15 protein-coding genes are annotated in these 13630 nt (G+C 73.5%); 8 read left to right on the forward strand and 7 right to left on the reverse strand.

Features of this window, described 5'->3' with window-relative positions; all coding sequences use genetic code 11:
* Window positions 1–195 precede the first annotated feature (195 nt).
* Genes crtI through CG719_RS30050 form a run of 3 tightly spaced genes read left to right on the forward strand, consistent with a single transcriptional unit; the run spans window position 196 to window position 3778 of the window.
* Entirely contained in the window at window positions 196–1737 is a 1542-nt protein-coding gene (gene crtI / locus CG719_RS30040; protein ID WP_100571858.1) for a phytoene desaturase family protein, read from the forward strand.
* Entirely contained in the window at window positions 1734–2750 is a 1017-nt protein-coding gene (locus CG719_RS30045; RefSeq protein WP_100571859.1) for a phytoene/squalene synthase family protein, read from the forward strand. The genes crtI and CG719_RS30045 overlap by 4 nt, the downstream gene beginning before the upstream one ends.
* A complete protein-coding gene (locus CG719_RS30050; RefSeq protein WP_100571860.1) occupies window positions 2747–3778 on the forward strand; it encodes a DUF5914 domain-containing protein in 1032 nt (343 codons plus the stop codon). Before CG719_RS30045 ends, CG719_RS30050 begins: the two co-directional genes overlap by 4 nt.
* A gap of 88 nt (window positions 3779–3866) precedes the next feature.
* On the opposite strand, the gene CG719_RS30055 is transcribed toward CG719_RS30050, so the two are convergent.
* On the reverse strand, window positions 3867–4787 hold the full coding sequence (locus tag CG719_RS30055) for a DMT family transporter (protein ID WP_100571861.1): 921 nt from the start codon (window positions 4785–4787) through the stop codon (window positions 3867–3869).
* A gap of 158 nt (window positions 4788–4945) precedes the next feature.
* On the opposite strand from CG719_RS30055, the gene CG719_RS30060 reads away from it, so the two are divergent.
* The gene (locus CG719_RS30060; protein WP_100571862.1) at window positions 4946–6310 is read left to right on the forward strand and encodes an FAD-dependent oxidoreductase; all 1365 of its coding nucleotides are present in this window, start codon (window positions 4946–4948) and stop codon (window positions 6308–6310) included.
* Between the two features lie 137 nt (window positions 6311–6447).
* On the opposite strand, the gene CG719_RS30065 is transcribed toward CG719_RS30060, so the two are convergent.
* On the reverse strand, window positions 6448–6681 hold the full coding sequence (locus CG719_RS30065) for a chaplin (RefSeq protein ID WP_100571902.1): 234 nt from the start codon (window positions 6679–6681) through the stop codon (window positions 6448–6450).
* Window positions 6682–7083: 402 nt separating this feature from the next.
* Here CG719_RS30065 and CG719_RS30070 point away from each other — a divergent pair, with 402 nt between their 5' ends.
* A complete protein-coding gene (locus tag CG719_RS30070) occupies window positions 7084–8328 on the forward strand; it encodes a hypothetical protein (RefSeq protein ID WP_199836838.1) in 1245 nt (414 codons plus the stop codon).
* Window positions 8329–8520: 192 nt separating this feature from the next.
* Here the strand turns inward: CG719_RS30070 and CG719_RS35550 are convergent, their stop codons facing one another.
* Complete coding sequence (locus CG719_RS35550; protein ID WP_159024981.1) at window positions 8521–9570, reverse strand: hypothetical protein; 1050 nt, start codon at window positions 9568–9570, stop codon at window positions 8521–8523.
* Between the two features lie 200 nt (window positions 9571–9770).
* Here CG719_RS35550 and CG719_RS30080 point away from each other — a divergent pair, with 200 nt between their 5' ends.
* The 3 genes from CG719_RS30080 (at window position 9771) to tgmB (ending at window position 11441) form a co-directional block, all read left to right on the forward strand.
* The gene (locus CG719_RS30080; RefSeq protein ID WP_376497041.1) at window positions 9771–10130 is read left to right on the forward strand and encodes a YkvA family protein; all 360 of its coding nucleotides are present in this window, start codon (window positions 9771–9773) and stop codon (window positions 10128–10130) included.
* Window positions 10131–10251: 121 nt separating this feature from the next.
* Window positions 10252–10443 carry a putative ATP-grasp-modified RiPP gene (gene tgmA, locus CG719_RS30085; RefSeq protein ID WP_100571863.1) on the forward strand — a complete coding sequence of 64 codons (192 nt, stop codon included), beginning with the start codon at window positions 10252–10254 and terminating at the stop codon, window positions 10441–10443.
* Window positions 10444–10457: 14 nt separating this feature from the next.
* Complete coding sequence (gene tgmB, locus CG719_RS30090) at window positions 10458–11441, forward strand: ATP-grasp ribosomal peptide maturase (RefSeq protein WP_100571864.1); 984 nt, start codon at window positions 10458–10460, stop codon at window positions 11439–11441.
* Window positions 11442–11528: 87 nt separating this feature from the next.
* Here tgmB and CG719_RS30095 read toward each other — a convergent pair whose 3' ends face one another.
* From CG719_RS30095 to CG719_RS30110, 4 genes are all read right to left on the reverse strand, one after another.
* The gene (locus CG719_RS30095; RefSeq protein ID WP_100571865.1) at window positions 11529–11792 is read right to left on the reverse strand and encodes a DUF5133 domain-containing protein; all 264 of its coding nucleotides are present in this window, start codon (window positions 11790–11792) and stop codon (window positions 11529–11531) included.
* A 144-nt stretch (window positions 11793–11936) separates the two neighbouring features.
* Window positions 11937–12185 carry a WhiB family transcriptional regulator gene (locus CG719_RS30100; RefSeq protein ID WP_100571904.1) on the reverse strand — a complete coding sequence of 83 codons (249 nt, stop codon included), beginning with the start codon at window positions 12183–12185 and terminating at the stop codon, window positions 11937–11939.
* Window positions 12186–12530: 345 nt separating this feature from the next.
* Window positions 12531–13049 (reverse strand): hypothetical protein, encoded by a 519-nt coding sequence (locus tag CG719_RS30105; RefSeq protein ID WP_100571866.1) that lies wholly within the window; start codon window positions 13047–13049, stop codon window positions 12531–12533.
* A gap of 44 nt (window positions 13050–13093) precedes the next feature.
* A complete protein-coding gene (locus CG719_RS30110) occupies window positions 13094–13588 on the reverse strand; it encodes an ATP-binding protein (protein ID WP_234375824.1) in 495 nt (164 codons plus the stop codon).
* Window positions 13589–13630 lie beyond the last annotated feature (42 nt).

Here is a 13630-nt window from a genome sequence, read left to right on the forward strand (position 1 = left end):
GACTCAGACGAACCGAGCTTCGCCGAACCGTGCTTCGGCCACGCGAGAGGAATGGGTCATGCGCTCCACTCGGACGAGTCATGCGCTCCACTCGGACGAAGGGACACCGGGCGGGAGAGCCGCCGCCGGTGCCCTGTCGGGTCGTACGGCTCCTTCCGGGGCCCGCGGCGGCGACGGGGGCGGGGTGAGCGGCCGATGACCAGGACCCTCACCGGGCGCACCGATCACGTGGTGGTCGTCGGTGCCGGGTTGTCCGGGCTGTCGGCCGCACTGCATCTGCTGGGCGCGGGCCGCCGGGTCACCGTCGTCGAACGGGACCCGCTGCCCGGCGGGCGGGCCGGCCGGCTGGTGCGTGGCGGCTACCTCATCGACACCGGCCCGACCGTGCTGACCATGCCCGACATCGTCGAGGAGGCGTTCGCCGCGGTCGGCGAGCGGCTCGGCGACCGGGTGGAACTGGTGCCGCTGCATCCGGCGTACCGGGCGAGGTTCGCCGACGGCGCCGTGCTCGACGTGCACACCGAGGCGGCCGCGATGGAGGCGGAGGTGGAGCGCTTTGCGGGTGGAGCGGAGGCGGCGGGCTACCGGCGGCTGCGCGCCTGGCTCGAACAGCTCCACCGGGTGCAGCGGCGCCGGTTCATCGACGCCAACTTCGACTCGCCGCTGCAACTGGTCAACGCCGATCTGGTCCGGCTGGCCGCCCTGGGCGGTTTCGGGCGGCTCGACGCGCGCATCGGCCGGTACCTGCGGGACGAACGGCTGCGCCGGGTGTTCTCCTTCCAGTCGCTGTACGCGGGGGTCGCACCGCACCGGGCGCTCGCCGCATATGCGGTGATCGCCTACATGGACACCGTCGCCGGGGTGTACTTCCCGCGCGGCGGCATGCACGCGCTGCCTCGTGCCATGGCGGACGCCGCCGCCCACGCGGGCGCCGACCTGCGGTTCGGCCGGACGGTCACCCGGCTGGAACGGTCCGGCGACCGGATCACCGCGGTCGTGACGGCCGACGAGCGCATCCCGTGCGACGCCGTCGTCCTCACGCCGGACCTGCCGGCCGCCTACCGCCTGCTCGGGCGCACGCCGCGCCGCCCGGTGCCGGTGACGCATGCGCCGTCCGCCGTGGTCCTGCACGCCGGATGCGATCGCACCTGGCCCCAACTGGCGCACCACACTCTGTCGTTCGGGCGGGCGTGGCGGCGCACCTTCCACGAACTGACCCGGACCGGAGAGCTCATGAGCGACCCCTCCCTGCTGATCACCCGCCCCACGGCCACCGATCCCGGGCTGGCCCCGCCGGGCCGTCATCTCCACTACGTCCTGGCGCCCTGCCCCAACACGGCCCTGGGGCCGTCCGCCGCGCAGTGGGGAGACCTCGCGCCACGCTATCGCGACGCGCTGCTCACCGAGCTGGAACGCAGGGGCCTCGCGGGCATCGGGTCCGCGATCGAGCGCCAGTGCCTGGTCACTCCCGCCGACTGGCAGGCTCTGGGCCATGCCGCGGGCACGCCTTTCTCCGCTGCCCACACCTTCGCGCAGACCGGTCCCTTCCGGCCCCGCAACCTGGTGCGCGGCACGGAGAACGCGGTGCTGGCCGGGTGCGGCACCACGCCCGGCGTCGGCGTGCCGACCGTCCTGCTGTCCGGCAAGCTGGCGGCGGTCCGTATCACCGGAGGGGCGGCGGCCCGGCCGGGAGCGCGCGGACCCGCGCGCACGGCGGCCCGTGGAGCGCGCTCATGACCGGCCGCGAGCTGGACGCGGCGGGCATCACCGATCCGGCGCTGCGTCAGGCGTACACGCGGTGCCGTCGGCTGAACGCCCGTCACGGCAGGACGTACTTCCTCGCCACCCGGCTCCTGACCGCCGAGCGGCGACCTGCGGTGCACGCCCTGTACGGTTTCGCGCGGTGGGCGGACGACATCGTCGACTCGCTCGACCCGGCGGTGAGCGCGGATTCGCGGTCCGCGGTGCTCGCCCGGCTTCAGAAGGAGCTGGAGTTCGCCCTGCGCGAGGGCCGCAGCGGTGAGCCGACGGTGCGGGCCGTGGCCGACACCGCGCGCCGGTACCGGATCGACCACCGCCACTTCACCGACTTCATGGCCTCGATGCGCAGCGATCTGGAGGTCACGGACTACGCGACCTACGCCGACCTGCGCACCTACATGCACGGCTCGGCCGCGGTGATCGGGCTGCAGATGCTGCCGGTGCTCGGGACGGTGGTGCCGCGCGAGGAGGCGGCCCCGCACGCCGCCGCGCTCGGCGTCGCCTTCCAGCTCACCAACTTCCTGCGGGACGTGGGCGAGGACCTGGACCGCGGCCGGGTCTACCTGCCCGCCGACCTGCTGGCAGCGCACGGGGCCGACCGGGAGCTGCTGCGCTGGAGCCGGGACCGGGGCCGCTCCGACCGGCGCATCGTGGCGGCGCTGCGCGCCTTCGAGGACCTCACCCGGCGGGTGTACCGCCGGGCCGCGCCCGGCATCGCCATGCTCGACCCGGTGTCCCGGCCCTGCATCCGGACCGCGTTCGTGCTGTACGCGGGCATTCTCGACGCGGTCGCCGACGCCGGGTACAGCACGGTGCAGCGGCGGGCCGTGGTGGCGCGGAGGCGCCGTGCGGTGGTCGCCGCGGACGGTCTCGTCCGTGTGGCCGCGGCCCGCCTCACCGAGCGCCGCCGCGGCCCCGTCCGTACGGAACAGCCGCTCTCCGAGCCCCTCACCACACCGCCCGCACCGGTACAGCGGGAGGTCGTGTGAGGTCCCAGCAGTCCCCCGGCCGCCCACGACGCCGGCTCCTGCGGGTGCGGCAGCGTCCCGTTCCCTGGCAGGACCAGCGCCCGACCTGGATGGACGCCCGCCCCGCCGTCATCGCGCAGGCGCTGAAGCGGGCTCAGGCCCGGCCGTCGGGCAACTGGTACGTCGTCGGGGCCGTCCGTGACGTGGGCGGCGAGCGCCCCCTCGCCGGGACCGTCGGCGGCCGGGAGGTCGTCGTCTGGCGTGGCGCGGGGGGCCGGCTGGTGGCCGGTCCCGGAGTCTGCCCGCACCTGGGGGCACCGCTGGCGGACAGCGCTGTCCGGTGCGGCACGCTGATCTGCCACTGGCACGGACTCGCCCTGGACGGGACACCGTTCGCCGGCTGGGAGCCGCTGCCGGTGTACGACGACGGGGTGCTGGTCTGGGTGCGGCTGGACGACGTCGGCGGTGAACCCGCCACCGCCGCGCCGTTCGTTCCCCGGCGGCCCGCCGGTTCCGCCGCGCTGTCGGCCGTCTACGTGGGCGTCGGCGCCTGCGAGCCCGAGGACGTGGTCGCCAACCGGCTGGACCCCTGGCACGGCGCCTGGTTCCACCCGTACTCGTTCGTGGACCTCAGGGTGGTCGCGCCGGGCGGCGGGACCGCGCGCCGTGGCGGGACGGAGGGCGACGACGGTTTCACCGTGAACGTGTCCTTCAAGGTGGCGGGGCGCCTGGTCGTGCCCGTACGGGCGGAGTTCACCGCCCCCGAGCCGCGCACGGTGGTCATGCGCATCACCGAGGGCGAGGGGCGGGGCTCGGTGGTGGAGACACACGCCACGCCGCTCGGCCCCGACGCGTGGGGCCGGCCGCGTACCGCCGTCGTGGAGGCGGTGATCGCGACCTCCGACCGCCCGGGCTTCGCCGCGGCCCGCCGCGCGGCACCGCTGCTGCGACCACTGATCCGCGCGGCCGCAGGACGCCTGTGGCGCGACGACCTCGCCTACGCGGAACGCCGCTGGACCCTGCGCTCCACGAACCGCTTCCCCGGCTGACGGCCACCTAGGGCCTCTCGTTTGGACCATGCCGGGCTCGCGGGCCCTGGCACCGCTCCCTGATCCGGCCTGATCCAAACGAAAGACCCTAGGGCGCGTGCCCGGGTCGGGCCGGCCGGTCGGTGGCCTGGGCGGCGGCCCGGCGGCCGTCGCCCAGGAGGGTCTGCTGGGCGTGCGGGACCACGTGGATGAGGCGCAGGACGCCCCACAGGATCGCCCCGGCGCCGATCAGTTCGGGGAGCAGCCACCAGCCCGTGCGGATCTGCTCGCCGAAGAGCGTGACGCCCAGCAGGAGGCTCACCGTCGCGTCGCCGATCGTCAGGGCCGGCTGGGAGGCGGCCAGGGAGCCGGCCTGGAGGGCGTTCTCCAGCAGCAGTAGGGCGCCGACCCCGGTGAGCGCGAACCCGTAGGTCTGCCAGGTGGTGAGGAAGGCCGCGAAGCCGGAGGCGTCGAGGGTGCCGGCCGCCGACTTCAGCAGGGCGGCGGTCAGGGCGTTGCCGATGGCGGCGGCCGCGGCCAGCACGGCGGCGCGGAACAGGGCGGGGCGTCCTGGCCGGGCGAGGACCACCGCCGTGGCCATCGCCCCGAGGCAGACCGCCAGGGCCGGGATCCACCCCATCATGGACGCCTGGTCCCGGGCCCCGGAGGGTGCGGCCGAGACCAGGACCAGCGTGAGCCCGCCGACCATGCCCGCCACACCCCACCAGCCCGCCCGTGGCAGCCCCCGGTGCATCAGGGGGGCGGCGATGAGCAGGGCGAACGGCAGTTCCAGGATGAACAGGGGCTGTACGAGCGCCATCGGCCCGTTCACCAGGGCGAGAGCCTGGAACAGGGCGGCCCCCATCACCCCGCCGATACCGGCCAGCCAGGCGGGGCGGCGCGCCAGGGCGAGCAGCAGACGCAGGCCGCCGCCGCGCGCGACCGTGGAGGCCGCCTTGCGCTGGAAGGCCGTGCCCATGGCGTTGCTGGCGGCCCCCATCACGGCGAAGCACGCGGCCAACCCGATCACACGTCCACCATGCCCGACCGGCGCCGTGCCGTCCTGCGGTCGGACAGGCCATACATCGGGCTTATGAGTCCATAGACGGGACCCGCGTACCAACTTAGGTTTGCCTTAGTTTAGGGTTGCCGACGAGTCGCACGTCCTCGCTCGAAGGGAACCTGATCATGCCCCGCCCCCTGCGGGTAGCCATCGTCGGAGCCGGCCCCGCCGGGATCTACGCCGCCGATGCCCTCCTCAAGTCCGACGTGGCCACCGAGCCGGGCGTGTCCATCGACCTCTTCGAGCGCATGCCGGCCCCGTTCGGCCTGATCCGCTACGGGGTCGCGCCCGACCACCCCCGTATCAAGGGCATCGTCACGGCCCTCCACCAGGTGCTCGACAAGCCGCAGATCCGGCTCTTCGGCAACGTCGACTACCCGGGCGACATCAGCCTGGACGATCTGCGCGCGTTCTACGACGCCGTGATCTTCTCCACCGGCGCGACGGCCGACCGGGCGCTGCCCGTACCCGGCATCGAGCTGGACGGCTCGTACGGCGCGGCCGACTTCGTCTCCTGGTACGACGGGCACCCGGACGTGCCGCGCGCCTGGCCGCTGACGGCGCGGAAGGTCGCCGTGCTCGGAGTCGGCAACGTCGCTCTGGACGTGGCCCGCATCCTGGCCAAGACGGCCGACGAGCTGCTGCCGACCGAGATCCCGCCGAACGTGCACGAGGGCCTCAAGGCCAACGAGGCCGTGGAGATCCACGTGTTCGGCCGCCGGGGCCCCGCTCAGGCCAAGTTCAGCCCGATGGAGCTGCGGGAGCTGGACCACTCCCCCACGATCGAGGTCGTCGTCGACCCCGAGGACATCGACTACGACGAGGGCTCCATCGCGACCCGGCGCGGCAACAAGCAGGCCGACATGGTCGCCAAGACGCTGGAGAACTGGGCGATCCGCGACGTCGGCGACCGGCCGCACAAGCTGTTCCTGCACTTCTTCGAGTCCCCGTCCGAGATCCTCGGCGAGGACGGCCGGGTCGTCGGCCTGCGCACCGAGCGCACGGAACTCGACGGCACCGGCAACGTCAAGGGCACCGGCACCTTCAAGGACTGGGACGTCACGGCCGTCTACCGCGCCGTGGGCTACCTCTCCGACAAGCTGCCCAAGCTGCCATGGGACCTGGAGTCGGGCACGGTCCCGGACGAGGGCGGCCGGATCATCGCCGAGTCCGGCGAGCACGTGCAGTCCCTGTACGTCACCGGCTGGATCCGGCGCGGCCCCGTGGGCCTCATCGGCCACACCAAGGGCGATGCCAACGAGACGGTCGCCAACCTGCTGGACGACTTCGCGAACGAGCGCCTGCACACCCCCGCCTCGCCCGCCCCGGAGGCCGTCGACGCCTTCCTCGCCGAGCGGAACGTCCGCTTCACCACCTGGGAGGGCTGGCACCGCCTGGACGCCGCCGAGAAGGCCCTGGGCGAGCCGCAGGGCCGCGAACGTGTGAAGATCGTCGAACGCGAGGACATGCTCCGGGCGAGCGGCGCGTAGTCCCTGCAGGCCCACACGCATTTCGGGCCCGCACGGATTTCGACACGAGACGAGCCGTGACCCCTCGCGGGGCACGGCTCGTCTCGCTGTGCGGGAAACAGGTGCGCGCGGGCGCACGCACCGCCCCGCCGGGTCGCCTAGCGGTTCGTGCACACGTTCCCGGCGGCGGGGTTGAGCAGGCCGATCAGGTCGATCGAGTTGCCGCACAGGTTGAGGCCGAGGTCGATGGGGAGCTGGATGACGTTGCCGGAGAGCACCCCGGGGCTGTTGCTCGCCGTGCCGGTCGCGCCGGCGTCGGCCGCGGCGGTTCCCGCGCACGTCATCAGAGCCGCACCAGCCAGGGCGGCGGCAGCCGTCATTCTGATCCTCATGAAGAACTCCTGTCGCTCGAAGAACACGGGCGCTCCCACGGTGAGGGTCCCGGGCGCCGCAGAACACCGTTTCACCGCCGAATGCAGTAGGACTGTCAGCCTCACAGGGCGTGGTCTGCTCCGAACGGGTAAGGCGGCCAGGACGCGTCGGTCCCGACGGAGTCAAGGTGCTCCGGCGCCCACGTCAACGCCGCGCCGTCACTCGCCGGGGAGTCATGGTGAGCGGCTGTGGGCCACCGCTCGGACGGGCTGACCACGGAGAACACTGCGCCACATCACGCGCGCGGCCGCGGGCGGGCGGAACCGCCGTCGCGGCGGCGCGCGTATGGACCCCGCGCGACGGGGCATGATCCGGCTTGGCGATACTGAACGCACACGCCGTCTCCGCTCTCAGATTGGCTCATGTCGAACTCTCCCTCCCCCCGTCCCGCGACACCGCCCACGGTGTGGCCGGCCCGCGGCCGCCACACCGGGCCCGCCGCGGAGGACGTCGTACGGCGCCACCTCAAGCAGCTCAAGGCCGACGGCGTCATCTTCGACCACCTCGAACCGGAGGATGCCGGCCCCGGCGGCGAGAAGGTCTTCGAGGCCCGCTGGCTGGTGCCCGGCGAGGTGACCGTGCGGGCCCGGCTCACGCTGTCGCCCCTCACCGGCTCCGGATCCGGACAGGTCGGACAGGAGCACGCGTGGGTGCTGATGGCGGAGGCGGAGCAGCCGTGGGATCCACGGTGGCCCTCCCCCGCCGCCATGTTCTGGCCGCAGGGGCCCGACGCCGGCTGGCAGTACGAGGCCGTCACCGGGCTGCGGCTCGGCGAGGTCACCCCCCTCCCGGAGGACGACAAGGACCTCCGGCGGATCCTGCGGCACGCGGCGCGGGACACCTGGACGCTGCACGTCGTCGTCCACGAGGCCATGACGCCCGACGAGCGCGGCCGCGCGGCGGTGGTGCGGGCGCTGCCCGAGGGGCTGCGGCACCGGGTGGTGGAGCACCGGGCCGCGCCGCACCGGTTCCGGGCCGTGAACTGGGTGCTGGACGACTTCGGCGTCCGGATGCCCCGCGGCGGCGCCGTGGTCCTGCCCGGCAGTCCCCCACCGCCCGGCTACGACGTGGCCGACTTCTCGGTACGCAGCGTGTTCCTCGACGGCACGGAACCGGCCGAACTCCTCGACGCCGTCAACCGTTTCGCCGCGCTGCCCAGGCCCCTGCCGGACGGCGCCGACCGGGCGCTCACCGCGCTGCGCGAGGACTGGCAGCTGCTGACCTTCGAGGAGGAGCTCACCCGGGCGCGCGAGCTCGTCACCATGTACTCCGAGGCCCTGGAGGCGATGACCAAGTCCCGGGACCTGTACAAGGAGGCCGCCGAGCGCGCCCACGAGGCCCTCGCCGTGTACCGGGAGGCGGAGACCGGGGGCGTACTGCCCGCCGGGAAGCAGGCCCGTACAGCCTCGGGCTCCCCCTTCCAGCAGCTGGCGCGCGGGCTCGGGCGCCTGAAGGGCACCGCCCTGTCGCTGCGTCCGGGCAGTGCCCAGGACCGGCGGCCGAAGGCCGGTGCGGCCCCGTCTGACGACGGTGGCGCGGCTCCGGCCGGCGGGGACGCCGGCACGTCCCCGCCGGCCGGAGGCTCGGATCCGCGGACCGGGGACTGAACCCGGTTCGCGGCGGTAAGGGTGCCCGGACCCGCCAGGTGGCGCGGTCCGGACGCTCGGTCCGCGCTGCGGCCCGTCCGGGAGGCCGCCCGGACGCGCCGCGGCGGGGCGGCTCCCTCGCGGGCGGCGCCGTCCGTCGGGCCCTGGGCGTTCGCTTTCGAACGGGGCCCTTCCCGGCACCGGGCAACTGACCTATGGAGCAGGCGGATTGACGGCCCGGGGGCCCAGTCCGGCCGGCCGGGGCGGCGGATGCCGCTCCGCCGCCTGCACCATCAGCAGCAGCGAGAGCGCGGCCAGGCTGGCCAACGACGCGCACACCGCGGTCAGTCCGGCGCTCAGCGGCGGTGCCACCGTGATCGCCAGGGCCCGGGAGGCCTGCGCCGGGGCGAACCTGCCCTCGACGTAGCCGACCGCGGCCGGCACCGCCGGGACGACCGCTCCCGCCACCAGGGCCGCCACACCGGCGCGCAGGGCCAGCAGCAGGGCCAGCAGCCCGCACAGCCCCGACACGGTGAGGGCCAGGAAGCAGACGAACAGGGGCACGCCCTGCCAGCGCAGTGGGAAGTAGGCCGCGCCGCACACCACGAGAGCCGCCGCGGCGATCCAGCTGGGCCAGAATGCGGCCCGCCCGGCCCGCTCCCCCGGCTCCTGCGCGGCCTCCGGCTCCCGCGGCGGGGCCGCGCCCGGCTCGGCAGCCGGCACGTCGTGCGGTACTCCGTACGGTTCGTCGGGCCGCTCCCCGGCCAGTCGCCCGATCAGCTCCACGAGTTCCTCGACCGTGCGGCTCGTGGCGGCCGCGCGGATCGCCGTCCGGCCGCAGTGCGGCAGGTGCGGCGGCCGGTGCAGCAGCGTCACCAGCCGGGTGACGTCCGCCACGCAGCGGCCGCCGACCGCGGCGCGGATCGTGTCGTCGGCGCTGTCGGCCGGCCGCGGCGGCCGGGTCAGCTCCGCGACCAGACCGGCGACGTCCTCCACGGGCCGGTCGAGGGCGACCGCGCGCAGGGCGTGCCGCACGGCCTCGGTGTGCTCGGGCGATCCCTCCAGGAGGGTGACGAGCCGGAGGACCTCCTCAAGGGGGCGGTCGTCGACCGCGGCCCGGACGAGGCCGCCGACGGGATCACCGGCCGCGCCCTCGCCCTCGCCGCCTTCCACCATGCCGCCGGGCGGCCCGGACCAGTGGATCTCGTCGGTGAAGTCGATGACGGCCTGGTTCGACTGGGATGGTGCAGAGCGGGTGGTCATGCTGGGCTCCATGGCAGGGGTGCGGCCGCCTCTGCGCCCCCGAAGCGCGACACGCCTTTACCCCGCCATTACAAGGGAGCTGCCGCCCGGCGCGCCACCGGGACGACGCACCGGGGTGACGTCCGGTCATGGAAGTGCGGCAACGTGGGCATCCGAAAGGGGAAGGCGCCGCGAGCGGCACGACAGGAAGGGCCCCAACCGTGGACTCCACCGCGAAGGTGCTGCTCATGACCGCCGTCATCACGGCCGTCGTACTGGTTCTGGCCGCCGTGCTGGCCGTGGCCGTCGTCCTGCTCAGGCGTCTGGTGCGCACCCGGCGGGAGCTGCGCCGCGCCGGCCTTCCGACAGGACCGCGCTGGGTCTTCTGGGGTGCGGTCGTCTATCTCGTCCTGCCCACGGACCTGTTGCCCGACCCGGTGTACCTCGACGACATCGGCGTGCTGCTCCTGGCCCTGCGTTCGCTGCACGCCGCCGCCGGTGACCGGCTGCCCGCTCCGGCCCGCCGACCCGGACTTTTCGGGCACCGAGGGCATCCGGACGCGAAAAACTACGCTCCGTAAGGAAACCAATCACCCGTTCGATTCGTATAAGTCTCGGGAACCCGAAACGAAGTCAGCGGGCCAAGCGACGCCACAAGCAGCAACACCGCTTGGTCGCGGCTGCACCGACAGGGGAGAGACGATGCAACCGTTCGCGCTCAACTACGCTCGTCCGGCAGTGGAACTGGACGCCACCACGCCGTACGCCTACGACTCCGGGCTGCAGTTGAACGTTCTCATGGACGGACGGATCGCCGCATCCGACCACGCGCTGCTGAGGGAGCTGGGCACCACGACCTCCACGGCGGGCTCCAAGACGCACTTCGACGACTGAAGACGGCCGCGGAGATGACCGTACTGATCCTCACCGGCGAGGAGGACGTGACGGCGGACATGGTGGTCATGCACCTGAACGCCTCCTCGACCCCGGTGGTCCGGCTGGACCCGGCCGATCTGACCACGGGCGCCGCTCTGTCGGGCGAGTGGGCCCACGGCTCCTTCGACGGCCATCTGTCGGTGGCCGGACGGCTGGTGAGCGTGAGCCGTCTGCGCTCGGTATGGGTGCGCAGACCGGGAGTTCCGGCCGCCCGGGCGGGCCGGCCGTCCGCGTGGCTGTCCGAGGAGGCCGCACAGGCCCTGTACGGAATGCTGCGCGGCTGCGGAGCCCGCTGGATGAACCATCCGGACGCGGCCGAGCGCGCCCGGCACAAGCCCTGGCAGCTGCGCCTCGCCCAGCGCTGCGGTCTGCCGGTGCCGGCCACGCTCATCACCACGTTCCCGCGGGCCGCACGGGAGTTCGCCGAGCGCTTCCCGGACCTGGTGGTGAAACCGATCTCCGGTGCGCATCCGCAGGAGCCGCCGAGGGCGGTGCCGACCAGCCGGGTCGCCCCGGACGCGGACTTCGGCGCGGTGGCCTACGGACCGACCCTGCTGCAAAGCAGGATCGCCAAGCGCGCCGACATCCGGCTGACCGCGGTCGGCGACACGCTGCTGGCCGCCCGCAAGACGACCCCGGCGGACGCCGACCCCGAGGAGGTGGACGTCCGGTTCGCCACGTCCAAGACGCCGTGGCGGCCGGCCGAGGTTCCGCCACCCGTGGCCGCGTCGGTGCGCACTTATCTACGGCAGGCCGAACTCTCCTACGGTGCCTTCGACTTCGCCGAAGACGCCGACGGCACCTGGTGGTTCCTGGAGTGCAACCAGTCCGGACAGTTCGGGTTCGTCGAGGTGGAGACCGGCCAGCCGATCGCCCGCACCATCGCCAAGTGGCTCGGCCATCCCGCCCCACGCGCACACGAGTACGCCAACGGCAGGCGTACGGCGGCTCCTTGACGGCACGCGGTGCCAGGAGAGCGTCCGCTCGTACGTCTGCCGCGGGGTCAACCAGGTGGCGGGCGACCAGGTTCGGGACGGTCGGATTCAGACCGCCAGGGACAGGGCGCCGTCCTCTTCGACGTCGGTGCTCATGCCCGCGTCCGCTGCTCTCCCCCGGGCGAGCAGCAGGGCGTCCGCCTTGCCGATGGCCTCGTGGATGCCGGTGGCCCCCATCATGACGCACAAGGTGTAGCTGACGTCCTCCAGTTCCCGGGCCGTCTCGGCCCGCTCCCTCTCCGCCTGAGCGATCTTCAGCGATGCGTACCGAGTCAGCAACGTCCTGACGACCTTCGGGTCCGGAACCAGCACGGAGCGCCCCTCTCTTCGATTTTTGCTCCGTATGCCCGCGGCACGCCGTGCCATGCACAACGACCGGCCGCAAACATATGTTTGACCGAATTCAGTCGATTTCCGGTGGCAGACCCACCGCTCGCCACCGGGGCACCGCCGGCTCTACCGGCCGCGGCTCCCGGTTCTGCGCCGCACCGCGGCGCGGCGCTCCCCGGCGGTCATGCCACCCCAGACACCGTCGTACTCGCTGTTGCGCAGGGCCCAGGCCCGGCACTCGCCCAGCACGGGGCACCGGTGGCACACCGCGCGGGCCTGTTCTATCTGACGCACGGACGGACCGCTCTCCCCGAGCGGGAAGAACAGCTCGGGGTCCTCGAAACGGCACGCCCCGCGCTCGCGCCAGTTCTCGATCGTTCGGACAAAGCTCACCGGGACCTCCGCTGAACACTCGGCCGCACATGTCCGGGCAGCTCCCGTCTGCGGCGGCAGGGCGCCGCACGACCCGGCAGAGGTATCCGCAATATAGGTGCTTTTCGGCCCCACGGCCACGATTGGGTGAGCGCCACGCAGGAGACGCACAGGAGAACACTCCGCCGTGAGCCCCTCGGGGCGGACGCCCTGCGGCCGCGGGCCCACTCGGCGAGTGATTCTTCGCGCTGGTGGCCGAATTCGTGCAGTGAGTCCGGCCAGTCAGGGCCGACGGGAGGTCCTGGGGTCCGGACAGTCAGGGCCGCCCGGAGACCCCCGGGTCCGGGTTCATTCGGCGAGCGCGTCGGCGAGTTCCGCCGTGGCCTCGGCGATGTCACGGTCGCGGTCGGCCAGCAGCGCAGGCAGCGCGCCGCTCCGGGACCGTACGGCCTGCCGCGCCCTGCGCTCCCACACCACCGGGTTCTCAGGGTGGTTGAGGAGCTTGGGGTAGACAGCGGCGACGCTCTCCCACTGCCGGGCATCGGCGATGCTCCTGAGCAGCTGGATGATCCGCGGACGGCAGGTCACACCCGGAAGCTGGGCGAGCTCCCACAGGAAGGGGACGGTGGCGGCGGTGGCCTGTTCCACCACGAAGCCGTACTGGCAGATCCGTCCGCGCAGCTCGTCCAGCGCGGCACCGGCGGTCCGGGCGTCGCCCGAGGCCACCCGGCGGAGCAACAGGGGGATGTCGGCTGCGGGGCCGGTGGAGTCCCTGATGTCGCTCCAGGGCACCTGCCCCAGGCCCGGCAACGGGATCGCGCGGTCGGTGCGCTGAGCGCCGGGCTGCTCCATCGGTACGGTGCGCATGGCGTCGTCCTTTCCGGCGGCGGTCGTAAGAGGGGAAGGGCGGTTCAGTGGGGTGAACGCGTCGGCAGCCTCACCCAGACCGACTTGCCGGCCGGGGGCCTCGGGGTCCAGCCCCAGTCCTCGGCCAGGGCGTCGACCAGGCTCAGGCCCCGGCCGTGCTCCAGCAGGCCGAAGCCCGCCGGGGTGCGGCGTACGGGGCGGCCGGCGCAGGGGTCCGAGACGGTGATGATCAGCTGTGCGGCGTCGACAGCGAGTCCGAGCCACACGGCCGTGTCACCGGGCGGGGCGTACGGCACCGCGTGCGTCGCCGCGTTGGCGGCGAGTTCGGTGACGACGAGGGCGGCGTCGTCGGAGCAGTGGTCGAGCGACCATCTGCCCAGGGTCTCGCGCGTGAAGGCGCGGGCCCGGGCGAATCCCTCCCGGCCGCAGTCGATCCGAAGTGCCGCGGCCGCGATCGCGCCGGGGGTCCCCTCCGCCCACGGCGCGATCACGGCGGCCGCGCTCGGCACTTCGAGTGCACGGCTCACTGGTGAGGGCACGTCATCTCCCTGATGCGACGTCACCGAACGGCGTCCACAAGG

This window comes from Streptomyces sp. CB01373, assembly GCF_002803075.1.
Lineage (GTDB): Bacteria > Actinomycetota > Actinomycetes > Streptomycetales > Streptomycetaceae > Streptomyces.